This is a genomic window from Seohaeicola saemankumensis, from assembly GCF_021021435.1.
Lineage (GTDB): Bacteria > Pseudomonadota > Alphaproteobacteria > Rhodobacterales > Rhodobacteraceae > Seohaeicola.
The window spans coordinates 1-23,567 of the sequence record NZ_JAINWI010000016.1 but is presented as its reverse complement, the minus strand read 5'-3'; the positions used below and the strand labels follow the sequence as shown (position 1 = coordinate 23,567).

Here is a 23,567-nt window from a genome sequence, read left to right as displayed (position 1 = left end):
GTTTCTCCTAGGAGTGGTCGAACTGGTCGGCACCGGGCCTGCGGCGCCAGACTTCGACACGGGGGGCGCGGTAAACCTCGATGGTCACGGGCGGGCCATCGGGGGTCTTTGGCGCGGGGGCAGGTTGCGGTTGGGCTTGCGCTGCGGCGTGATCCTGCGGGTGGCTCCGTTCGATCACGCCCGGGCGGCGGGCGGCTTGGGCGGCGCGTTCGATGTCCGACAGCGTCGCGGCAAGCCGGTCGTTCTGCGCCGCTGCGCTGGTGGGCGCGGGCGCGTTGCGTTTGTCGCTGACCGCCTTTTGCTGGCGCTGGCTGGCCTGTGCCACCAGATCGGCAACGGACCGGCCCAGCACGGCATCCGCCGACACGGTTTGCGAGGGGCGGGGCCTGACGGTAAAGCCTGCTTGCGGCATAGTCGGCACATCCACGGCTTGAGCCTCTGGCGCTGCATCATGCATCTGCGGGGCCGCCGCACCACCACCCGCGCCCAGATAGGCCGCCTGCACCGCCGGATCGCTGATCAGCGCCTTGGCGCTGTCCTCATGCACGATATGGGCGTTTTCCAGAAGATAGCCACGGTCGGCAATCGCAAGGCTTTGCTTGGCGTTCTGTTCCACCAGCAGGATACCGATACCGACATCGCGCACTTTCTTGAGGTTCTGGAACAGCTCCTTGCACAGCAGTGGCGACAGGCCCAGCGATGGCTCGTCCAGCGTCAGGATTTGCGGGTTCGACATCATGGCGCGCCCGATGGCGACCATCTGCTGCTCGCCGCCCGACATGGTCCGCACGACCTGCCCCCGCCGTTCGATCAGCTTGGGAAACAGGCTATGCACCCGTTCCAGATTGGCGGCCTGGTCGTCGCGCGCACGGGCGGAATAGGCGCCCAGCGTCAGGTTCTCGCGCACGGTCAGATCACCGAACACGCCGCGCCCCTCGGGCACAAGGGCGATCCCGTGATCAAGGATACGGTTGGCGGGCAGGCCTGTCAGTTCCTCGTTCTCCAGCAAGACCGCGCCTGCGACCTTGCCCTCGCAAATGCCGCTGACCGCCTTCAGCAATGTCGATTTGCCCGCACCGTTCGCGCCCAAAATCACCACGATCTCGCCGGGGCGGACGGTGATCGACACATCCTCCAAAGCGCGGTGCTTGCCATAGCTGACAGACAGGTTGCGGACCTCAAGACCTCCGGTTCTAGACATCGTCATCCCCCAGATAGGCACGGATCACATCCGGATCGGACAGCACCTGCTGCGGCGTGCCTTGGGCGATTTTCGTGCCCGAGGCCATAACCACGCAAGTGTCGCAAAGCGACCGGATCGCATCCATGACATGTTCGACCAGAATGATCGTGCGCCCCTCGTCGCGCAGCGATTTGATCAGGGTAATCCCGATCTGCAATTCGCTGGGGTTCAGACCCGCCAGCCATTCATCCAGCAGCAAAAGTTTGGGATCGCTCGCCAGCACGCGGGCCAGTTCGACGCGTTTCGTGTCGATATAGGTCAGTTGCCCCACGCGCAGATGGCCTTTGCCTTCCAGTCCGACTCGGGCCAGCAGGGTTTCGGCATGGCGGCGCGCATCCTGACCCCAACGGCGCTTGTGGCCAAACACGGCCCCCGCAACCACATTTTCCAGCACCGACATGGACGGCAGCAGGCGCACAAGCTGGAAAGTGCGTGCAATTCCGCGCCGGTTGATCTGTTCGGCGGGCAGGGCGGTGATGGGCGTGCCGCGCAGTGAAATCTCACCACCCGAGACCTTGAGAGCGCCCGATATCAGGTTGAGCGTGGTCGATTTTCCCGACCCGTTCGGCCCGATCAGGCCCATGACCTGATGCTCGGTCACGTCGAAATCCATCGCATTCACGGCGACCAGACCGCCGAACCGCTTGGTGACACCGCGCAGGGAAAGGACTGTATTGCTCATGCCACGCCCTCGGCCATTCGGGCGCGGGTGCGGTGACGCAGATCATCCAGCAGCCCCACGAAGCCGCGCGGCAGTGCATAGACGATGATCAGGAAGGCCACACCCAGCAGCAAGGTTGTCTGCTGCGGGAAGTTGGACGAGATCGATTCCCACAGCAGGGTGAACGGGATCACGCCGACAAGCGGGCCCCACAAACGCCCCGCCCCGCCCAGCAGCGCCATGATCACGACCTGAAAGGACAGCATCGGCGCAAAGGCAAGGCTGGGTTCGATATAGACATAGCGCGGCGCAAGGATCGCGCCTGTCATCGCGGCCACCGACCCCGGCACCATGAACAACAGCACCTTGGACAGCGCCGAGTTGATGCCGGAATGCACCGCGACGGTTTCATCATCGCCGATGATCCGCAGCGCGAAACCAAGACGCGAGCGTCCGATCAGCCAGCCGGTCAGGAACACGGCGGTCGCCAGCGACAACAGCATCCAGTAGATGCCCGCCTCTGATATATCGGTCAGGACATAGAGACCTTTCTGGCCGGATTTGTTCTGGAACCACGTAATCACCTGCCGGACAAGCTCGGCCAGACCAAGGGTGAAGATCACGAAATAAACCCCCGACAGGCGCAGCGTTGCCAGACCGACAAGCGCCGCCAGCACCGCGCCAATGACCCCGGCAATCCCGATCAGCGACCAGAAGGGCAGGGTCTCGAACCCCAGACCGGTGACATAGGTGCCCACCCCAAAGAACGCCGCCGTCGCCAGCGAGATGTAATGCGTCGGCCCCGAAAACAGCGCCCAGCTTGTGGCCAGCACGGTAAACATCGCGATGGTCACACCGATCGACAGCCAGTAGCCCGAGCCGGAAAGCGGCAGCAGCGCGCAAATTCCCAGTGCAATGGCGGACAGGATCAGATTGCGGATATCGGTGCCGGTCATGTTGGTTTCTTTCCGCACAGGCCCTGCGGACGGAAGAGCAGGATCAGGATGAACAGCGTATAGGCCGCGGCCAGCGTCAGGCCGGGATCAAGCAGGCTTGCGACCAGCGTTTCCACGATCCCCAGAAGCAGCGCCGCGATGATCGTGCCGCGCACATCGCCCACGCCGCCCATGATCACGATAATCAGCGCCTTCAGCGTAAAGATCACGCCGGTCGAGGCATCCAGCGTCAGATAGGTCGATAGCAGCGCACCGCCGACAGCCGTCACAGCGCCCCCCAGTCCAAAGGCCAAGGCTGCCAGATGTGTCACGTTGATCCCCACAAGGCGCGCACTGTCGGGGGCCACGGCAATCGCCCGGATCGACAGTCCCGCACGGCTGTGGTTCAGCCACAGATAAAGCGCGCCGCAGATCACGACAGCCGCCAGAAATGCGGCCACGCGGTTCAGGGCAAAAGTATCGCCCACGATCACGATAGGCCGCGCCAGATAGGAATAGTTGAAATAGTCGCCGCCGAAGACAGACAGCATCAGCCCGACCATCACGAAGGACAAACCGAAAGTGGCCAGGATGCTGTCCGTTTCAAGCTGTCCGCGCGATTTGGCGCGTTTCACCAGCGGTTGCAGCATGATGCGGTAAATCAGCCAGTTCAGCACAAAGGTCAGCGGGGCCAGCAGAAAGATCGTCAGAAAGGGGCTGATCTGACCGGCGGTATACATCCAGAAGGCCGCGAAACCGCCCGCCACCAGCATCTCGCCATTGGCAAGGTTCATGATGCGGGCCACGCCATATTGCAGGTTCAGCCCCATCGCGATCAGCGCATAGGTGCCGCCCAGCAAAAGCCCTGTGATCAGAATATCCATCCGCGTTCCGTTCCTGCGTCTTGCACCGCCTGAAAAGGTGCCCCGGCCTTACCGGAGCACCCCTTGTCACAGATTACTGCCAGCCATCCTTGAGGATCACAGGCACAGACCCGTCGCGATTGCGCGAGGCGACGCCCTTGAACACACCGTCCTGCCACTGGCCAACGGTCCAGAAAGCCTGATTGTTGTTGTTCTCGTCAAAGCTGATCGGGCCAAGCACCGTATCGAAAGTGCCGGTCCGCAGATGGTCTGCCACGGCTTTGCGATCCAGTCCGACCGCCTCGATCGACTGTTCAAAGATTTCCAGCGAGGCATAGGTTGTGGCGGATGCCCAGAAATCCGGCTTGGCGCCTGTCACGGCCTCATGCGCTTTGGCGTATTCCTGAAACCTCGCATCGTCCACGTTCACACCGCCCGGCCCCATCACACCATTGGCCGCCGCACCAAAGCGCGCGCCAAAGGCGGGGAAGGGGGTTGCCACGGCGGTATAGAAGGCCTGCACCTGCAGATCCTCGATCACCGCCTGTTCGGTCAGCGCAAAGGTATCCGGCGGATAGGACCATGCTACGTACGCGTCCGGTGCAGCCGCTTTCGCGCCCTTAATCACCGGCGACAGATCCTGCGTGCCCAGCGGATAGGAGGAGTCATAGACGATCTCGAACCCTGCTTCGTTGAATTTGCCACGCGCCACGTCTGCCAACTCGATGCCGAAAGCGTCGGCCACGTTGACCATGGCGATCTTGTTGCCAAGCTGACCGGCTTCACGCATGTCGGTCAGGATCTTCACAGTATCCTCGGCCAGCGCCGATGTGGTGCCCAGCGTGAAGAACATATCGGGGAACTGCTTGGACAGCGCCGGCTGCTGGTCGGTGATGGCCGACACCGCAATCAGCGGATAGCCGTAGCGCGCAAAGATCGGGGCGGCGGCCACAACAAGACCCGTGCCATAGGGCGAGACGATGAAGTTGACCTCGTCCTGCGTGGCAAGACGCTGGATCGCCTTGATGGTCTCGCCGGGATTGGTCTGGTCGTCATATTCGATAATCTCGACGGGCATCATCGTGCCGCCAACATTGAGCCCGCCACGTTCGTTCACCTGCGCGGCCCAAAGGGTCACATTGGGCCACTGGCTGACAGCGGCACCACCTGCCAGCGGGCCGGTCTTGGGGGCAGCCGCGCCGATCTTGATGGTCTCGGCGCAGACAGCGCCCGTGGCAAGGCTGGTCGTCAGCGCAAGGGCGGCTGCGAATTTCAGGGCAGTTCTGCGTTTCATGGTGATCCTCCTCCAAGGTGTGTGGGGTTGTCGTGGGCGTGTCGATGCTCTTGGCGGCATCTGTTCATAAAGGATGGCGCTTGCCTTCGGGATGCAGGGCGATCCAGCGCAATTCAGTGAACTCGTCCAAGGCGGTCTCGCCCCCGAAACGGCCATAGCCGCTGGCTTTCATCCCGCCAAAGGGCATGGCTGCATCGTCATAGACGGTTGATCCATTGATATGGCAGATCCCCGTTTCCAGCCGTGCCGCAAGCGCAAGGGCGCGGTCGCGGTTGCCGCTGAAGATAGCCGAGGCAAGGCCGTATTCGGTGTCATTGGCAATCGACAGCGCCTCGTCCTCGTCGCGCACCCGCAGGATCGAGGCGACAGGGCCAAAGCTTTCCTCGTGATAGATCGCCATGTTGGATGCGACGTGATCCACGACAGCGGGCTGCATCACAGCGCCTTCGACATGGCCACCGACAAGCAGTTCCGCGCCCTTGTCCTGCGCATCGCGGATCAGGGCGGCGACACGTTCGGCGGCGGCGGCATGGATCAGCGTGCCCAAAGCGGCCGTTTCGCGGCGCGGATCGGCCGCGCGCAATTCTTGCGTACGTGCCACCAGTTTCGCAACAAACGCGTCCGCAATCGTATCCAGAAGGATGATCCGTTCGGTCGACATGCAGATCTGGCCCTGATTGAAGAAGGCGCCATGCGCTGCCGCCTCGACAGCGGCATCCAGATTGGCATCCTCCAGCACGATCAGCGCGGCCTTGCCGCTGAGTTCCAGCACGCAACGTTTCAGATGCCGCGCTGCTGTGATGGCCACCTGCCGCCCCACGCGGGTCGATCCGGTAAAGTTCACCCGCCGCACAGCTGGATGCGCGATCAGGCGGTTGACCACCTGTTCCGACTGGTCGGGAAGGGCGTCACTACATTGGCAACACCTCCCGGCAAGCCCGAAGCGTTCAGAATGTCGATCACGGCCCGATGTGTGCGGGGACAATGCTCGGAGCCTTTCAGCACAACGGTATTGCCGCAGGCCAAGGGCGTCGCAATGGCCCGCACTGCCAGCGTCACAGGCGCATTCCACGGCGCAATGCCCAGAACAACGCCCACAGCCTGCCGCCGCAGGATCGCGGCACATCCGGCCTCGGACGCGGCAACCTCGCGATCCGCCAGCAAAGCAGGCAGGGTCGCGGCATGGCGCAGAATCCGCAGGGCAATGTCGATGTTGAACTGGGTCCAAGCGGGGGCGGCCCCCACCTCTTGCGCGGCCAGATCCACCAGTTGCGCGCGGTTTGCATCCAGCGCATCCGCCATCCGCAACAGATGCGCCGCACGGTCGTCAGCGGGACGTGCGGACCAGTCCCAGAATGCGGCTGCCGCAGCATTTGCCGCTGCCTCTGCCGCATTCTGTCCGGCCTCCACCACCCGAAAGGGTGCGGCACCGGACGGGCTGTCAAAGACCCGTTCCGCGTCCAAAATTAGATCCTCCCCAAGGGCATCCGACGCGCACAGCCCTCCCCGGCTGAATGTGGCGCGCCTGCCTCTTTCTCTCTGGCAATAGGTGTAACAGCCGTTCAGGTTATAAAAATGTAGATTTCTGGGATAAAATTATGAAAAGCTGGCGAAATGAGCCCGATCCAGACCCAAGCCTCCGCAAAACCATCGCAACTCCCCTCAAGAAAGGGGCCGCAACCGGTCCCTTTCCACGCCGAGGTCATCCAATGCGGGCTACAGGACAGGGTCTTGGGCGGGCTGGTGGATCTGCATGTCCGCAGCTGGTGGGTGATCCTGCTGGATAGCGGGCAGGCGGTGATCACGCGCGAGGATGGATCGACCACTGTCACAGGACCGGCCCTGTTGTGGCTACCATGGCATCGCAGCCAACGGATACGCGCCCGTGCAGGCACGGTAGGCGGGCATCTGGTGATGGGCGAAACCGCCCTTGCCAACGCGATCGGCGTCAAACCCGAGGCGGCGGATTTGCGCGTTCTGGCCTCCCGCGCGATCCATCTGCCCTTAGAAGAACGCACCACCCTGCACCGCGATATCGCCGCCTGTTTCGATCTGATCCTGCGCGAGGCCGCTGGCAATGCGCCGGGTTCCGCCACAGTGATCGAAGCGCAGGTGCGCGTCATGCTGGTCATGCTCTGGCGTCATGCCGCGCGGCCGGATGACCTGCGTCAGGCAGGGGCCAGTACCTCGCTGATCCTGCAACAGTTCCGCCAGACGCTTGAAACCCATTTCCGCGACCGCTGGACGGTCGCACGCTATGCCGACGCGCTGAACACCTCGACCGACCGCCTGCACGATATCTGTCAGCGCACCCTTGGCAAGCCACCTTTGCGGCTGATCCATGAAAGGCTGGGATACGAGGCGCAGGTGCTGCTGGAACGCTCCTCCTTGACACTGGACCAGATCGCCGAGTTTCTGGGCTTCCGCTCGGCCGCGCATTTCAGCAGCTTTTTCAAATCCCTGCGCGGCCTCCCCCCCGGCACCTGGCGCCGCCAGGCCCGCAGCGCCGAAGACAAACAGGGGCCACGCGTGTCTCAATCCTATGCCGACTGGCCGTGAGGGTGCGTTGTAGATAGGCAAGAATTGTATGAAATCTCAACAAATCGCAACTTTTGCTAGAAGCATCGAAACTGATCGTCTAAGCCCCTGTCAACACGGATTTTCTGTGTATCAATAGATGAGAAGTTTCGAATTTAGGCTCGGCACCACCCAGCAAGACAAAGGATCGCATAACAGTGTCCCAGACCATTACACCCGTTATTTTGTGCGGAGGAGCCGGAACACGGCTTTGGCCATTGTCCCGCAAAAGCTTTCCCAAGCAGTTTTCCAAGCTCATGGGCGAAGAGAGCCTGTTCCAGTCATCAGCGACCCGCTGCACCGGACCAGAGTTTGCGGCTCCGCTTGTAGTAACCGGTGAACCTTTCCGTTTCCTCGTCGTCGAACAACTCGCCGCTGTCGAAGTAACCCCTGCAGGTATCCTGATCGAACCCGAGGCGCGCAATACCGCTGCCGCCGTTCTGTCCGCAGCGATCTGGCTTGAGCAAAGCAACCCTGATGCGCTGATGCTGGTGTTGCCCTCCGATCATATCATCGCCGATACAGCCGCTTTCGGGGCCGCGGTGTCAGCCGCTGTTCCGGCTGCGGATGAGGGCCAACTGGTGACATTCGGCATCCTGCCCACCCGTGCCGAGACGGGCTATGGCTATCTGGAACTGGCCAAGGGTGCGGCAATAGACGCCACGTCGCCGCAACCGCTGGCCCGCTTTGTCGAGAAACCCGACAGCGCGAAAGCGGCCCAGATGATCGCGTCTGGCCAGTATCTGTGGAACGCGGGGATCTTCCTGTTCAAGGTATCGACCCTGCTGGATGCTTTCCGCCAACATGCGCCGGATATTCTTGAGGCAGTGCAGCCTGCGGTCACAGAGGCACAGAACGATCTTGGCTTCTCGCGACTGGCTGCAGAGCCGTGGTCCCGCGCCCGCAGCGAGTCCATCGACTATGCCATCATGGAAAAGGCCGGAAATCTGGCTGTCATGCCCTATACGTCAACGTGGTCCGACCTTGGCAGTTGGGAAGCTGTGCATCAGGAAAGCCATCCCGATACGGCAGGCAATGTGGTGTCCGACCATGCCACCGCGATTGACTGCACGAATAGCCTGCTGCGGTCCGAGGTTGACGGGCTGGAACTGGTCGGGATCGGTCTTGACGACATGATCGCCATCGCCATGCCCGACGCCGTGCTGGTGGCGCGGAAATCTGACAGCCAGCGCGTCAAGGATGCGGTCGAGGCGCTGAAAGCACGCGAGGCGAAACAGGCGACGACATTCTCAAGCGATCACAGGCCGTGGGGCTATTTCGAAAGCATCGCCATGGGCAACCGTTTTCAGGTCAAGCGCATCGTCGTGCATCCCGGTGCAGCCCTCAGCCTGCAAAGCCATTTCCATCGGTCCGAGCACTGGATCGTCGTGCAAGGCACTGCCCGCGTGACGGTAGACGACACCGTGCGCCTGCTGACCGAGAACGAATCCGTCTACATCCCGCTCGCCGCCGTTCACCGTCTGGAGAATCCCGGCAAGGTGCCGATGGTCTTGATCGAGGTGCAAACCGGCAGCTATCTAGGTGAGGATGACATCGTGCGCTACGAGGATGTGTACGCGCGCGGTTGAGCAATCTGTAACAACGACACTTCAAGTATGGAATGCAGTTTCACCGGTAAGAATTTGACGGCCCTTTAAGTGTCAAACATGACGTAGCGGTGAGACCTTTACGGCCAGACAACAGAACAGGCCGATTTGGTAAATCAGAGGAAAACGAGAATGACAAAACGCGCGCTTATCACCGGTTTGACGGGGCAGGACGGTGCCTATCTTGCACAGCTTCTACTATCCAAAGGCTATGAGGTGCACGGTATAGTGCGGCGCAGCGCATCGGCTGATGTTGTGGATGCACGTTTGCGGTGGCTAGGTATTGACGGTCAAATCCAGGTTCATGACGGAAACCTGACGGATTTGTCCTGCCTCATCCGCATCCTGCGCGATGTCAAACCAGACGAAATTTACAATCTTGGGGCACAATCCTTTGTAAAATCATCATGGCAACAGCCTTTGCTGACAGGCTCGGTGACGGCCATGGGCGCCCATAACATGCTAGAGGCCGTGCGCCTTGAAGCCCCCGAAGCGCGTTTCTATCAGGCTTCATCATCCGAAATGTATGGTCTCATTCAGGAGTCCGTCCAATCCGAAACAACGCCGTTCTATCCAAGATCGCCCTATGCTGTTGCCAAGCTTTACGGGCATTGGATGACAGTCAATTACCGCGAAAGCTTCGGCCTGCATGCCTCTTCCGGCATTCTGTTCAACCATGAATCCCCGCTGCGCGGCATCGAGTTTGTCACACGCAAAATCACCGACGGGGTTGCACGGATCAAGCTTGGTCTGCAGGAGAAGCTCGCCTTGGGCAATCTCGACGCAACCCGCGACTGGGGCCACGCCCGTGATTACGTGCGCGCCATGTGGCTTATGCTGCAACAGGAGAAAGCCGATGATTATGTGATCGCAACAGGTCGCACGACCTCTGTCCGCGATTTCTGTGTTCTCGCATTCTCGCAAGCCGGTTTGACCATGGAAGACCATGTTGTGGTTGATCCGCGCTTCATGCGCCCCGCCGAAGTCGATGTGCTTCTGGGGGATGCTTCGAAAGCCAAGGCCAAACTCGGCTGGGAAGCAGAATGCACGCTGGAACAGCTTGTGTCGGAAATGCTTGAAGCCGATCTGGAACGCATCAAACAGCGCGAGAAACTGTAAGCATATGTCAACCGACAGATGCGTCCTCATTCTCGGTGGCGGTGGGTTTGTTGGAACCCACCTCCAAAAGGCCCTTTTGGATCGTTTCGGTGCATCGGTGCGTGTCGTCAACACCTCACGCAAGCCGCAGGATCCCGCGCTACTGCCTCTGGATATCACCGATACCGAGGCTGTTCGGGCTGTTATCCTGCGTGAAAAGCCGACACATGTTATCAATCTTGTCGGTATCGCCTCGCCGGTTGCCGCAAGGCGCGACCCCGCGCTTGCGTGGGAGTTGCACGCCCTTGCACCAGAACGGTTAGGGCAAGTGATCCGTGAAGAAATGCCTGGAAGCTGGTTGTTTCATGTCAGTTCCGGCCTGATCTATGGCAAGGCGGCGCTCGAAGTCGACCTGGTCGATGAGAAAACACGGCTGGAACCGATGGATACCTATTCCATGACCAAAGCAGCCGGCGATATGGCTTTGGGCGTTCTGGCTGGCGAAGGACTTAAATGTATCCGTCTGCGCCCCTTCAATCACACGGGGCCAGGACAGACAGAAGATTTCGTCGTTCCGGCCTTTGCTGCCCAGTTGGCCCGCATCAGTGCCGGCCTGCAGGAGCCTGTTCTGAGGGTTGGAAACCTTTCCGCTATCAGGGATTTTCTCGACGTCCGTGATGTTGTCGCGGCCTACACGACACTCGTCGAACGCAGCGACCATCTTGAAACAGGGGCCATCTACAATATTGCATCGGGACATGGGCACAGCATGCGTGACATACTGGACAAGCTTATCGCACTGGCGGGCGTTCCTGTGAGGGTAGAGCTGGACCCTGATCGTCAAAGGCCAAGCGATCTGCCAAGAATTGTGGGCAGCACAACGGCATTGGCGCAAGCGATTGCTTGGGTTCCCACTCGCACAATACAAGAAACTCTCGCTGACGTGCTGGGATCATGGTTAAAGTCAGAAGAAAGTAACAGGTAAAACGATCACGATGCGCGAAGGTTGCTCTGCCGCCGTTCAATTCATGCCTGCCAACAATATCTGGAGACTATCTTGACCTTCATTTCATACGCCCAGAACTACGAAGACGTAATGCTCTGGCGCGCGCTAAAACATGTCGAGAAGGGCTTCTACATAGATGTCGGTGCGTTTTCACCGGAAATACATAGTGTAACCCGTGCATTCTACGATCGCGGATGGCGGGGAATAAATATCGAACCCAATCCGAAATACCTTTCTGAATTGAAGCAAAGACGCACTGAAGATATCAATCTCGGGCTGGCGGTTAGTGATACAAATCAGATCTTGAAATTAAACATAATCGAGGACACAGGTCTCACTACCCTTCAAAATGATATAGCTGAAACGCACCAAGCGGCGGGTTGGCGCTCTGAAGCAATTGATGTTCAAGCTAAAACTCTATCCACTATCTGGAAAGAGTCCGTCCCCAGCGAGCAATCAGTTCATTTCTTGAAAGTAGATGTTGAAGGCAACGAAGCCGCAGTTTTACGGGGCATGTCCTGGACCGAATGCCGGCCGTGGATCGTAGTCGTTGAAGCAACCTTCCCGCTTAGTCAGCGCGAGGTCCATGACGAATGGGAGGATATTCTGCTTGGCGCAAACTATCTGTTGGCATATCGGGACGGGCTGAACAGATTTTACGTTGCGAAAGAACATGCTGAGTTACAGGCGGCTTTTTCGACGCCTCCCAATGTGTTTGACGATTTTCAATTGGCTCCATTTATTGAATTGCAAAAAAAACTTGTTAGTGATCGCGAAGCCGCACGGCGTGAGATAGAGAAGGTGAACGCAAACCTGTCTCAGTTATCTCGAGAAATTATCGTGCTACAAGACAAGCTGGAGTTTTACCGAACTCGCACGATGTGGCACCGACTTTTCTTTCGTGCCTCAGGACGTCCCAAAAAACCGATTAGGCGCCTGTTGTTTCATTCCAGCGGCAAACCCAGAGGGATGTTCAAAAAATGGGTATTGCACAGTGACGGACGACCACGCGCGGCTTTTATGCGCTGGATGGAAAGCGATGAATATAGAGCTTTGCCAAGAGCGGTGGCATTTTCGTCTACTGTCGTGACCGAGGCTAGTTTGACTGAGCGAGGTCTCCATTTCCTGTCCTTGCTAAAATCGAAAAATGAGCGGTAGATAATGCGTATTGTCGTTGATTTACAGGGAGCGCAAGGCCTCAGCAGATATCGTGGAATAGGACGATATTCGCTTGAATTGGCTTTGGCCGTAGCCCGTAATCGCGGCAACCATGAAGTGATCATCGCACTAAGCGATATGTTTCCCGAAACTATAATGGATCTCCGTGCCAAGTTTCATGGCGTCCTTCCAAATTCCGCTATCAGGCTCTGGACAGCTCCCGGGCCAGTAGAAGGCACAGATACTCGAAACGCAGAAAGACGGAAGGAAGCGGAACTGATCCGAGAGACTTTTATCGCAACTCTCGAACCCGATGTCGTTCTCGTGACAAGTCTGTTTGAAGGCGCATATGACAACGGCCATACAAGTATCACTAAGATATCAAACGCGCCTACCGTTGTGATATTATATGATCTAATCCCTTTGATGAACTCGAAGGTCTACCTAGGCGATCAGAATGTTGCCCAATGGTATGCGGAAAAGTTGTCATATTTGAAAAAAGCCGATCACCTTTTGGCAATATCAGAGTCTGTATGTCAAGAAGCTATAGAGATGCTGCCGTGGGACCAAAACAAAATTTCTAACATTTCTGCGGCTGCAAACCCATCCTTCAAACCTCTGTCACTGTCAAAATCTGATGCTGATCATTGTTTGAAAAAGTTTGGGATATCAAAAAGCTTTTTGATGTATACTGGAGGTCTGGATCCTAGAAAAAACATCAAAGTGATGATCGCGGCTTTTGCAGCTTTGCCTGAACGAGTAAGAGACAATTTTCAGCTTGCTATTGTAGGGAAAACTTCAGAGATAGACAGAAGGCGCCTCTTTGATATTGCCAAAAACGAAGGGCTAGTAAAAGAAAGTCTTGTTGTAACTGGTTACGTAAATGATCAGGAACTCACGCAACTCTACAATCTTTCTACAGCGTTCATTTTTCCAAGTCTCCATGAAGGATTTGGCTTGCCCGCACTTGAAGCAATGCAATGTGGTAAAGCTGTCATAGCGTCCAACACTTCAAGTATTCCTGAGGTTGTGGGACGGAAAGATGCAATGTTCGATCCGAATGACCAATCATCCTTGTCAGAAAAAATAGAGAAAGTACTAACTGACCACGTCTTTCGTGGTGAACTTGAAGAACATGGGTTAAGGAGATCAAAAAGTTTTAGCTGGGATATATCGGCAGAAAAAACCATTCATGAATTAGAAAGAGTCTTTTCTTCAAGAGATGACAGCCAGTTCTCTATCGCGCACGAAGTCCTTATTGATGATTTGGCCTCTGCGTTGTCCCGCATCGCGTCAAAAAATACACTCGTTTCACTCGCAGATGCACTGGCAAAAACTTTTGTCGCCAATAAACCAGTTCGGACATTGTATGTTGATGTCAGTATTTTGGCACAGCATGATGCGGAAACCGGAATTCAACGTGTCGTCCGGGCGACCCTCGTCGAACTTTTGAACGGGATCGATGGGCGATTCCAAGTTGTCCCGGTCAGGCACAGACCTGACGGGCGATACGAGCCTGCATGTAAGTTAATTGACAATCTTTCGAAAAACAAATCAGCTTCGACATCAAAATTACCAATTGATCCCGTTTATGACGATATATTTCTTGGCCTCGACCTCGACGGCCATAGGAGTGAGGCCGCTAAACGAGAGCTAGATCGCGTGCATCGCTGGGGCGTAAAAGTCTTCCATGTTGTTTATGATATGCTGCCAATCCAACTTCCCGAGTTTTTTCCTGATGCAAAAAAGTGGTACGAACCGTGGATTCAGAACGTCGTGTCTTATGATGGTGCCATCTGTATTTCAGAATCTGTCGCAGATGATTTACGCGTATGGTTTGATCGAAACAAGAAGGATGTTTTGCCTTCTTTTAAGGTCTCTTGGTTCCACTTGGGCGCTGATATATGCAGCACAGCACCTTCAAGCGGGCAAACACCGGAAGCCAACAACATCCTTTCGAATTGCGAAAAAAGACCAACCTTCCTCATGGTAGGAACAGTCGAACCTCGCAAGGGCCATCGCCAGGTACTGAAAGCATTTGAGTTGCTATGGTCCCGTGGAACGGATGCCAACTTGGTGATTGTTGGCAAAGAGGGATGGAACGTCGCGGATCTGGCGAAGCAATTACGAAGCCATCCAGAACGCGGGAAACGGCTTTTCTGGCCAGATCAGGCGAGTGACGAGTTTCTTGAACAGATTTATGCTGCCAGCACATGTCTTATTGCGGCAAGCGAAGGCGAGGGTTTTGGACTGCCTTTGATTGAAGCTGCGCAGCACAAGCTACCTATAATCGCCCGTGACATTCCCGTTTTTCGCGAAGTTGCAGGTGATCACGCGAGTTATTTCTCGGGTAAGGACGCAGAGAACATTACTACTGCGGTTGAGCTCTGGCTTTCGAATTGGCAAAATGGCCTTCATGTGAAATCCGATCATTTACCATGGTTGACTTGGGCGCAAAGTGCAGAACAATTGATGTCCGTTATTGAAAAGTGGACTGCAGAGGGTCGCAAGTAGATCATGTATTTGTAGTTGCTATAAAAATGCTACGAAAGTTGGACTGTGTATTTAGAATGCTCCGTAAACTTCGCAGACGCATAGTACGCTAGCTCAGTCGAATGCTGGCAGGTCCTGAGCCCATCCCGCATCACTTCTTATGGACCTATTATAGTTTATTTGATGCAAAAGAACTCATCCGCAAGTATACACGGGCGACTTTGATCGCGTCAGAGGACATCGTATCACATTTTCCTGGCGTCAGGACACCGCCAGAAATCATGCCTTCAATTTTGCAGCCCATGGTGGGCACGATAGAGACTCCTCTAAGCCCAGGTAATTGGCACGCTGATGTGGCGGAGTGGGCTTCGGCGCTTTTCAGCGTGAGCACGGCTCAAAAGTCTATCAGATCGTTGAGCTTGGATGGGGTTGCTAGTTGAACAATATGGGCGTTGTTGCCACAAGAAGCAGACTGGAAAAAAGTTTGGTGGGTGTAGAAGGTGACCAGTCACACCTTGATAGTGCCAGAAAGACTCTCTGGCTTAGGGATGATCAGCCCTACTTGAGTGGTCCGGTGCAATTGTTAGTGCATGATCGGCCTTGGCGCCATCGGGATGATGGTTTCCGGGGCCGGTGGGCGGTAGCGCCGTGCGCTGTGTGGACGCTTGGTGTTGTAGTGTTTCCTTGAATTTTCGATGATGATTTGAGCTTCGCAGAGCGCGAAGAAGATTGCGCCGTTCAGCTGTTCGTCCCTGACGCGTGCATTGAAGCTTTCGCAATATCCGTTCTCCCAAGATGATCCCGGCTTGATGTTGGCAGTCCCGACACCAACAGCGGCGATCCGGTCCCTCACGGCCTGAGCAACGAACTCGGGGCCGTTGCCGAAACGAATATATACTGGCACGCCACGCAGGATGAACAGGTCCGTCAGAGCATCGATCACTTCGGTTGCGTTCAGCTTCCGCTTCACCCTGATGGCCAGGCATTCGCCGCCATGTTCGTCCAGGATGTTGAGTGTCCTGAACGCTCTTCCGTCATCTGTGCGATGATGAACGAAGTCATGGGACCAGACGTGATCGCGATACTCCGGTCGCCGCCGGACGCATGAACCGTCACTCAGTCAGAGCCGCCCCTTCCTGAGTCGTTTCAGTGGCACTTTCAACCCTTCGTGTCGCCATAGTCGTTCGACACGCTTGTCGTTCACCTGCCAGTCAGCATCTCGAAGTAAAACCGCGATCCGCCGATATCCGAAGCGGCCAAATTGCCGGACCAGTTCGATCATGTCGGTAACGAGGCGACCCTCATCGGCACGGCCAACGGGCGTCGTCTCTGCGTGGCCCCGATGCTGGCCAAGGGATGCGTCAGGTCCGACACCGCCCTGGGCAGCCGCTCACTCTCTTTCTGAAGCTGTTTGAGTTCCTTCAGTTGGTCGGTTCCCATGCCGCCATACTACTTGCGCCAGCGGTAGAACGTCTGCTGCGTAATCTGAACTTGCCGGATGGCGTCAATCCGCGGCATGCCTTGGCCGCAAAGCCCTTCAACCTGCCTCAACTTCGTGACAATCTCTTCCGGCCTGTATCGTTTGATTCCCGTCTTTGATCCTCCGTTTCCTAACAATAGGCGCGGACCAGTTAGTAAGGGAAAATCACCTCGTTCGAACACGCCTCATGCGTCCTCGCCCAGGGCGCGTCCCCAATGGTTAATCATCGTTGCATGAACCTCGAACCCGCTTGCCAACTCGGCAGCGGTCTCCTCGCCCTTCCGGGCGTCCAGCGCCACCTATGCTTAAACTCGGGGGCGTGCTGTTTTCGTTTCGCCATGGCTAATCTCCTTCGTGTTGAAGATCAGCAAACTGTAAACCGCAGCTTAAGTCAGTGTCTTGTTTCAGGGGGCAACCCTGTCCTGACCTTGGTTAGCAGCAGGTAGCCAGTTACCATAGTCAAAAAATAAAAATAGTCTATCCAAGACAGATACTCAATAATTCCGCCAATTCCATAAGTTACAAACGGGTTTATTAACGGTGTGAATTCAGGAACATACCAGCAATAAGCTTCGAGTGCGTAATCGTTTGCAGCACAAATACCCGCTGTAGCGTCCAATCCAAAGTATTTTCCACAAATAGCAAGCCAAAAAGCCCAACCAAGTACAAATATCTCAAGCCATTTCCATTGACGATTTTCATCGCGGAGGCCATCTATAAAAACATAGATAGAAGGGATTACGGTAAAAATATAGAATCGGGTTCCAAAGCTGAATCCCCCATACCATGCCCACCATTGGCTATATATTATAAGAGTTGTAAAAAGGAAGGCTAAGGAAAAAATCTTATAATCGTATTGACGAATAAAAAGAAATATAACGAATGGATTGAATAGGAAAATGCTCTTTCCGAAAGAGAATAGGCTACCTAACAGCCCAAGCAAAACGGGATGACTAAAACCAGGCAGCCCAGAATATGGCATTACTGTCGTAAAGCCTGCTTCACTTGATGAATTGTACGGATTATCAAGAAGCTGCGACTTTAAAACAAGATCTCCTATAGCGAGCACAACACCAAAAGACAAAGAAAGAAAAATGAATATTGAAAAATTAATGCTATCCTTCTGTCTCAGAAAAACACCAACAACTGAAGCTAGAAAGACAATACTTGTGGGGGCTAGAAGTACACTCCAATTTGCTAAACCTATTGCTGCTATAAGGCTTCCCAGAATGGTTCCTAGACGATTAGGTTGGGTATTAAAAATTACAAAGCCGAGCGCGATTAACGTTGAACTAGTGATTTCTGAGAAAAATTGCCCAAAATAATGAGTCATCATCGATAAGGGAAGTAGAGATCCCAGCATAAGTATATTAACTGATCGATTAAAAAACACTAAGGAAACGCCGAGGAAAATCAAGACCAAAAACAAATCAAAAAATTTGGGAACAAAATCCACAGCTATACTTGGATCAAAGACCCTGAGCAGGTCATCCAGTATCTTAGCTATTATTGGTTGAACTGTTGAGTACTTGCTATAGATAGGTGCTTCCCAAAGCGATTTGAATGTTTCAAATCTTAAATAACCATCCGACATTGGCTGACGAATATCGCTCAATACAAAGGACAAAGCTAAAAGGGGTAAAAGCATAGCCAGGACAAGACGGTAGAAAATATCAGATCGCAAATGCGCTTTTAGAAGCGAAATCAACTTTAATCCGTGACTCATGGTTTCTCTGTAACGCCCCCTAGAAGTAAATAGATTATACCTCACTTCTCGACTACTAAAAAGTTCTCTGTGTTTTTGCGTTTCAACTAAGTTAAAAGAGCCACTCTACGGCTAAATTTCAGAATGTATAACTCCAAGGTATTATGTTTACGACCTATGGCAATTGGAAGCATGCTTTGTTTATGTGGAATATGTTTTACACAAAAGACTGCAAAGCACTAGTTACCATAAGCCTTGGCTGGTTCAATACCTACAAAACTGTCATGGAACCAAAATACCCCTTCTTGGACCATCGACACCTCCAGCTCTCTGGCGCCTGTCGGAACAATCAACGGCACTGAGATATCCACGCTATTTCCCGGAAGAATGTCGTAAGGCAGATCTTTTCGATTTTCCCAACCTGACAGCGGCTGTCCATTGGCGTCAAGGAAACGCCACGATAGCCGCAATGCCCGTCCCTCTGGTGAAACTCCCGCCGCGAACATGTGCTGTCCGGCGTTCTTCAAAGTAACCACTGCTCTGCTATCGGTTTGGAACCAAGTTACCGTGTAAGTTAAGTCTCGAACCTCTTCTGGACTATATTCGGTTGCAAGGGGAGTGACGGTGATAGGAGCATCGAATATTTCTTGATTGCACGTGTCGAAACCAACTGGAACTACCGCAGCCGCCATTGTCTTGTAGTCTTGATCGGATGTTTCACTTGGAAAAAGTCTTTGGTAGCCGGCAATTCTTTTCGCAATCTCGTAACAGTCTGAACCAAAGGACCAGCTTGCTCCTGGTGGTAGGTTCCCTGTGTAGCCATTCATAGTGGCTACACCCCTTCGGAGTCCCAACCACATGGCGTCTAACTCATCAGCGTAAAACGGTCCGTCTCTTTGTGCGATGAAGATAACGGCTTCTGGCGAAACACCTTCCGGAAACTTGTCCAAAAAGAACGCCTCAACTGCCACCGAGCGGTCTCGCCATTCGGATTTGGCGCTCGTTCCGGGATTGTAATTCATCATCTCGGCTATGCAGAGTGATATCAGCGCACAACTGATAGCGAAGGTTGCTCGAATGCCAACACGTTGACGCAGGTAATCTATTGCGATCATTGCTAGCACCGCGATCGGAAAGAGGATCACTTGGTCGAAGCGCGTCATAGCGCGAATGGCTGAAGCGAGTGGTAGGCCGTGAAAAAGATACCATAAACTGAACCCACCGATATTCAGTGTCACTAAGATGATCGCGCCCATAGAACCAACGAGCAACCATATCACTCTTGGGACACTATGCCGGACTGCAATGATCAAGCCTGCAATTGCCAGTAGTAGCGGGACCATTCCAACAAACATTTGATGTTCATGACGCATAGGAAGTTCGGGAAATGCGCCATCGCCCCACACCGACCAAATAAAGTGTTGGTCAGACAGGATGTAACTCTGTGGGCGCGGTAGCATCGTCCGTATGTCGCTCCAACTGCGACTGCCTCCATAAAGTTTTGTAACCTGGAGGTAAGGCCAGAATAGAAGCAACAATGCCCCAACAAGCACCGCGAAACCAAAAATCAAACCATTTTTGTGCGGACTACTCAACGTGTTCCAACTTTCGAAGAATTTCCCGAGCTCTGTGCGAAAAGCTATGGGTACAGGTGCCACGCGTGCCATGACAAAGTGCACGATCATCGCGAGCATCATCATCAACAGCGCAAAAAAGCCCATGTAGACGCCCGCGTAGAATTGCGATACGAGCCACGCAAAGGATACTAAAAGGGCTTTCCAGCGATGCAGTGCGAGGAATTCAACAAAAAATAGCAGCGCCAACGGAATACCCGCACGGTAATGTAGTTGTGCGTGACCCATATGGGCCATTGATGGCAAGGCAAACGCAAAAATTAATGCACCCACTGAAGCCGCAATTTCAGTCCCACCAAGATGTCTTAGCGCCCAATAAGCGGCACCAAAATTCACAACGTATCCAAACATAAACCAGATTTGGAAAGCAGTATCAGCAGGAGCCCCGAAGAACCTTGCCAAAATATAGGCCGGCGATGATCCAAATAAATTATCAGAGAATCCTAAAACCCAAGGAAACGGATAATAGAAAGATGGATGCCACAAAGAAGATGAAGCACCGCTTAAGAACAAGTAAATGTTCTCTAGAAAATAGTTGTTTAGTCTGGCATCGCCAATATCTCCAGGTATACGGTTGAAACCGTCAAAATGTTGCCAAGGAACAAGAAAAAAAGCGACAAGAAACACAAAGATTGGAAAAAAAAGTTTTGTGGCAAATTTAGTCACTGCCCGGATTCCAATACGGTTTCGTCGGTGCAACTATAGCCAGGGTCGATTTGACTATTCCGAAACGGATCTGTTAAATCGTCACTGTATTCGCCCAGCAATAGACGTCTTTTGGGTAGCCAGTTTGTACGGAAGTAACGTCCAAAACTAGCGATCCGCTGCCCCTTTTCAGTTAACAAAACGCAGCCAGCTTCGTTAATAGTAATTGTCCCTGATTCAATTTGTTCCGTCAGGCGCACATCTACCAATCTGTGTTCGACCATATATTCCTGTGTGAACACCTGGGCAAAACTGCTCTGCTGGATGCCTCCTCCACGTTGCTGAAGTTTTTCAAGAATATAAAAGGATAGCGACCGATCAATGACGGTTGGCACAGAAATTGCCGCCGCGTAGCTGGATATCATCCATAGCAGGAGCAATAGAAGTTTCTCAAAACTGCTAAAGACGTCAAAGTATTTCAGTGTCCAAAGAAGCAGAGCAGTGAGGGCTGATGCCAGTATCCCATCGAAAATTGCTGCGTAGAAAACGACGTCGATGCGAAAATAATTGATGTGCACGGAATATATCGCGGCAAGCAAAGCTAGGAAAATAAATGTCGCAGCAAGAGATCGAACGAATTTCATGTTTTGAACACCAAAAGTTTGTTGCCAAAATAAGAAATCGACACTTGAAAAGTGGTGGCGATCAAAAAGCCAATACGAAAATCAAGGCCAAGCTTATCTGTCCAAAGCCAAAGAATTGTCCCATGCAGGAAGGCAATACTTACATAAAGACCACTAAACTTGAAAAACTGCTTGGATATATCGGCCTGTGTACTCCGAAAAACATAATAACGGCTTCCGAGAAACGACGCTGTTATACCAAAAAATGCTGCTACAAAATTGGCCAATCCTGCTGATGCAAATCCAAAGAAATTTAGGTTTATCGTCAAGACCGCATAGTGGACGCCCGTCGCTATCAATCCATTGATGACATACCGAAGCACATCTTCCCGACCCCTTATCATGTTCGTTGGCTCTCCAACCTGGTCCGCGATAGACGAGTTTGGGCGGTTTCGATGATCTGTTCTATATAGTCTTTGTAACCTTGCACTGGCGATAGAGACCCACTGCGCATCACACCCGTCAGCATCAATGTCATGAGGGCCAATGCGCCAGTTTGAAGAAAAATCAAAACAAGAATGCCCAAGGCGATAGAAAACCACCCAGGTGTCGACAGACCCACGAGCTTCAAGATAACAGCAAGGCTAGCTCCCCCAAATGCAAGCGTAGCGATGCCTGTGCAAGCAATTCCCACCCGAACCAGAACGTCTTCGGCAAATACCATCAACGCTTTGAAGCCATGTAAGACGAGGCCAACAAAATTCATTTTCGATTGCCCCGCATAGCGAGGGCCACGGTCAATCGGCACAGGCGCAACCCGTAATTTGGAAGCCAAAACTGCGCCGGCGACATGGATTGGAAGTTCTTGCATGACGACCAAGCGCCTTACCGCGTGGGGTTTCAGGGCCATGAAGTTTCCAAAGCTGATCTTGCGCCCAGTCATAAATCCAAAGAACGTCTTATAAACAGCATAAAATGCTTTGAACTTCAGCGTTTCAACTCTGCTTTTCCGCTGCGAGACTACGACATCTCTCTCTGGATCCTTCAGGGCTTGCAACAAACTTGGAATGGTTGACGGTACGTCTTCACCGTCCGAATCCATGACCACCACTGTCTGCGAGTCTTCTATGTGTTCGGCCGCATAGCCAAGACCAATTGCAATAGCGCGCTGGTGTCCGACGTTGCGGCGCAGTTTTAAAATGACGCCAGAAGTCTCTGCCTCAGACAAGTTTGTGACAGGAAGTGGTTGACGCACTGAACCGTCATCTACAGCGACTACGAACACCGATGCTCCAAAATGATTGTGCAACTCTCTGAACAAGCGCGCGCTCGCCTCTACGTCCTCATATACCGGCGTAACGACAACGAGACTGTGGGCAGAATCGATCATTTGCTTAACAATCCATTAAAATACTCTATCGTTCGCTTGAGACCCTCCTGAAGATTGACCTGCGGCTCCCATTCTAGGACTTTATTCGCTATCGAAATATCGGGCTTGCGCTGCAGTGGATCATCTTGCGGCAATGGCAAACGTTTCAGCCTGGATGGTCCGCCGACTTGACGCAACACTTCCTCTGCTAATTCGAGAATGGTAAATTCACTCGGATTCCCAATATTTATTGGGCCAGTCACATCCGATGGACTTGCCATCAAGCGTATAAAACCTTCAATAAGATCATCGACGTAGCAGAATGATCGTGTTTGTGTACCGTCGCCATATATAGTGATATCGTCACCTTGAAGCGCTTGAACAATGAAGTTCGAAACAACCCGGCCATCATTAGGATGCATTCTGGGACCGTATGTATTAAATATACGGGCTACCTTTATTTCCAGGCCGTGCTGTCGATGGTAATCGAAAAACAACGTCTCGGCGCAGCGTTTGCCCTCATCATAGCATGAACGAATGCCGATCGGGTTCACTCTACCCCAGTAACTCTCGGGTTGAGGATGGATTTCGGGGTCGCCATAAACTTCCGATGTTGAGGCTTGAAAAATTTTTGCCTTTGTACGCTTCGCCAAACCCAGCATGTTGATAGCGCCATGAACGGATGTTTTTGTCGTTTGCACCGGATCTCGTTGATAGTGGACGGGTGATGCCGGGCACGCCAAATTGAAGATCTCGTCAACCTCTATGTAGAGAGGGAAAGTTACATCATGGCGGACTAGTTCAAAATGTGGATTCCCAATCAAATGAACAATGTTATCTTTCGTTCCGCTGTAGAAATTATCTAGGCAGATAACATCATGACCTTGCGCAAGAAGACGCTCGCAAAGATGAGAACCCAAGAAGCCAGCCCCCCCAGTAACCAAAATACGTTTCCGGTTGCTTATCTTCAACTTAAGTTCTCCTTATTGTACGATTGTCTTGCAGAAAATTTAGAAACCAGGTTTGGTCGTCCTATGGCCGCATACGCGTCAAACCCTGCGCGTTCAACATCCTTTGCTGCGTAGACATTCCGCAGGTCAGCAAGACGCGGCACAGACATCGCTTCAGCAAGTTTTTTCAGATCCAGCGCGCGGAATTCGTTCCATTCCGTCAGGA

The 23,567-nt window shown here is 53.7% G+C and carries 19 protein-coding genes and 2 pseudogenes; 6 read left to right on the top strand and 15 right to left on the bottom strand.

Annotation, left to right across the window (positions count from 1 at the left end; all coding sequences use genetic code 11):
• Positions 1–7 precede the first annotated feature (7 nt).
• The 7 genes from K7H22_RS14890 to K7H22_RS20085 form a co-directional block, all read right to left on the bottom strand.
• The gene (locus K7H22_RS14890) at positions 8–1,201 is read right to left on the bottom strand and encodes an ABC transporter ATP-binding protein (protein ID WP_230801667.1); all 1,194 of its coding nucleotides are present in this window, start codon (positions 1,199–1,201) and stop codon (positions 8–10) included.
• Positions 1,194–1,925, bottom strand: a complete 732-nt coding sequence (locus tag K7H22_RS14885; protein WP_230801666.1) for an ABC transporter ATP-binding protein — start codon at positions 1,923–1,925, stop codon at positions 1,194–1,196. The genes K7H22_RS14890 and K7H22_RS14885 overlap by 8 nt, the downstream gene beginning before the upstream one ends.
• Positions 1,922–2,860, bottom strand: a complete 939-nt coding sequence (locus K7H22_RS14880; RefSeq protein WP_230801665.1) for a branched-chain amino acid ABC transporter permease — start codon at positions 2,858–2,860, stop codon at positions 1,922–1,924. The genes K7H22_RS14885 and K7H22_RS14880 overlap by 4 nt, the downstream gene beginning before the upstream one ends.
• On the bottom strand, positions 2,857–3,723 hold the full coding sequence (locus K7H22_RS14875) for a branched-chain amino acid ABC transporter permease (protein WP_230801664.1): 867 nt from the start codon (positions 3,721–3,723) through the stop codon (positions 2,857–2,859). The genes K7H22_RS14880 and K7H22_RS14875 overlap by 4 nt, the downstream gene beginning before the upstream one ends.
• Before the next feature lie 73 nt (positions 3,724–3,796).
• Positions 3,797–4,996 carry an amino acid ABC transporter substrate-binding protein gene (locus tag K7H22_RS14870; RefSeq protein WP_230801663.1) on the bottom strand — a complete coding sequence of 400 codons (1,200 nt, stop codon included), beginning with the start codon at positions 4,994–4,996 and terminating at the stop codon, positions 3,797–3,799.
• A 64-nt stretch (positions 4,997–5,060) separates the two neighbouring features.
• Entirely contained in the window at positions 5,061–5,879 is an 819-nt protein-coding gene (locus K7H22_RS14865) for an aldehyde dehydrogenase family protein (RefSeq protein WP_330165854.1), read from the bottom strand.
• Positions 5,864–6,460: an aldehyde dehydrogenase family protein gene (locus K7H22_RS20085; protein ID WP_269063136.1), complete on the bottom strand. Its 597-nt coding sequence runs from the start codon at positions 6,458–6,460 to the stop codon at positions 5,864–5,866. The genes K7H22_RS14865 and K7H22_RS20085 overlap by 16 nt, the downstream gene beginning before the upstream one ends.
• A 150-nt stretch (positions 6,461–6,610) precedes the next feature.
• Here K7H22_RS20085 and K7H22_RS14860 point away from each other — a divergent pair, with 150 nt between their 5' ends.
• The 6 genes from K7H22_RS14860 to K7H22_RS14835 all read left to right on the top strand — a co-directional run bounded on the left by K7H22_RS14860 (position 6,611) and on the right by K7H22_RS14835 (position 14,956).
• Positions 6,611–7,555 carry a helix-turn-helix domain-containing protein gene (locus K7H22_RS14860; protein ID WP_230801662.1) on the top strand — a complete coding sequence of 315 codons (945 nt, stop codon included), beginning with the start codon at positions 6,611–6,613 and terminating at the stop codon, positions 7,553–7,555.
• Between the two features lie 176 nt (positions 7,556–7,731).
• Positions 7,732–9,162 carry a mannose-1-phosphate guanylyltransferase/mannose-6-phosphate isomerase gene (locus tag K7H22_RS14855; RefSeq protein ID WP_230801661.1) on the top strand — a complete coding sequence of 477 codons (1,431 nt, stop codon included), beginning with the start codon at positions 7,732–7,734 and terminating at the stop codon, positions 9,160–9,162.
• 150 nt (positions 9,163–9,312) lie between these two features.
• Positions 9,313–10,299 carry a GDP-mannose 4,6-dehydratase gene (gene gmd / locus K7H22_RS14850; protein ID WP_230801660.1) on the top strand — a complete coding sequence of 329 codons (987 nt, stop codon included), beginning with the start codon at positions 9,313–9,315 and terminating at the stop codon, positions 10,297–10,299.
• Positions 10,184–11,263: a GDP-mannose 4,6-dehydratase gene (locus K7H22_RS14845; protein WP_330165857.1), complete on the top strand. Its 1,080-nt coding sequence runs from the start codon at positions 10,184–10,186 to the stop codon at positions 11,261–11,263. Before gmd ends, K7H22_RS14845 begins: the two co-directional genes overlap by 116 nt.
• A 72-nt stretch (positions 11,264–11,335) precedes the next feature.
• Positions 11,336–12,442: an FkbM family methyltransferase gene (locus K7H22_RS14840; protein WP_230801658.1), complete on the top strand. Its 1,107-nt coding sequence runs from the start codon at positions 11,336–11,338 to the stop codon at positions 12,440–12,442.
• A gap of 3 nt (positions 12,443–12,445) precedes the next feature.
• Positions 12,446–14,956 carry a glycosyltransferase family 4 protein gene (locus K7H22_RS14835; RefSeq protein WP_230801657.1) on the top strand — a complete coding sequence of 837 codons (2,511 nt, stop codon included), beginning with the start codon at positions 12,446–12,448 and terminating at the stop codon, positions 14,954–14,956.
• Between the two features lie 562 nt (positions 14,957–15,518).
• On the opposite strand, the pseudogene K7H22_RS14830 reads toward K7H22_RS14835, so the two are convergent.
• The 8 genes and pseudogenes from K7H22_RS14830 to K7H22_RS14795 form a co-directional block, all read right to left on the bottom strand.
• Positions 15,519–16,552, bottom strand: a pseudogene (locus tag K7H22_RS14830) (IS3 family transposase).
• Positions 16,553–16,806: 254 nt separating this feature from the next.
• Positions 16,807–18,141, bottom strand: coding sequence for a hypothetical protein (locus tag K7H22_RS14825; protein WP_230801656.1), 1,335 nt, complete (start codon positions 18,139–18,141; stop codon positions 16,807–16,809).
• Positions 18,142–18,359: 218 nt separating this feature from the next.
• Entirely contained in the window at positions 18,360–20,420 is a 2,061-nt protein-coding gene (locus K7H22_RS14820; protein WP_230801655.1) for a hypothetical protein, read from the bottom strand.
• Positions 20,417–21,043: a hypothetical protein gene (locus K7H22_RS14815; RefSeq protein WP_230801654.1), complete on the bottom strand. Its 627-nt coding sequence runs from the start codon at positions 21,041–21,043 to the stop codon at positions 20,417–20,419. Before K7H22_RS14815 ends, K7H22_RS14820 begins: the two co-directional genes overlap by 4 nt.
• Positions 21,040–21,405: a GtrA family protein gene (locus K7H22_RS14810; RefSeq protein ID WP_230801653.1), complete on the bottom strand. Its 366-nt coding sequence runs from the start codon at positions 21,403–21,405 to the stop codon at positions 21,040–21,042. The genes K7H22_RS14815 and K7H22_RS14810 overlap by 4 nt, the downstream gene beginning before the upstream one ends.
• Positions 21,406–21,422: 17 nt before the next feature.
• A complete protein-coding gene (locus tag K7H22_RS14805; RefSeq protein ID WP_230801652.1) occupies positions 21,423–22,412 on the bottom strand; it encodes a glycosyltransferase in 990 nt (329 codons plus the stop codon).
• Positions 22,409–23,356: a UDP-glucuronic acid decarboxylase family protein gene (locus K7H22_RS14800; RefSeq protein ID WP_230801802.1), complete on the bottom strand. Its 948-nt coding sequence runs from the start codon at positions 23,354–23,356 to the stop codon at positions 22,409–22,411. The genes K7H22_RS14805 and K7H22_RS14800 overlap by 4 nt, the downstream gene beginning before the upstream one ends.
• A 2-nt stretch (positions 23,357–23,358) precedes the next feature.
• Positions 23,359–23,567 (bottom strand): annotated as a pseudogene (locus K7H22_RS14795) (hypothetical protein); the annotation flags it as partial.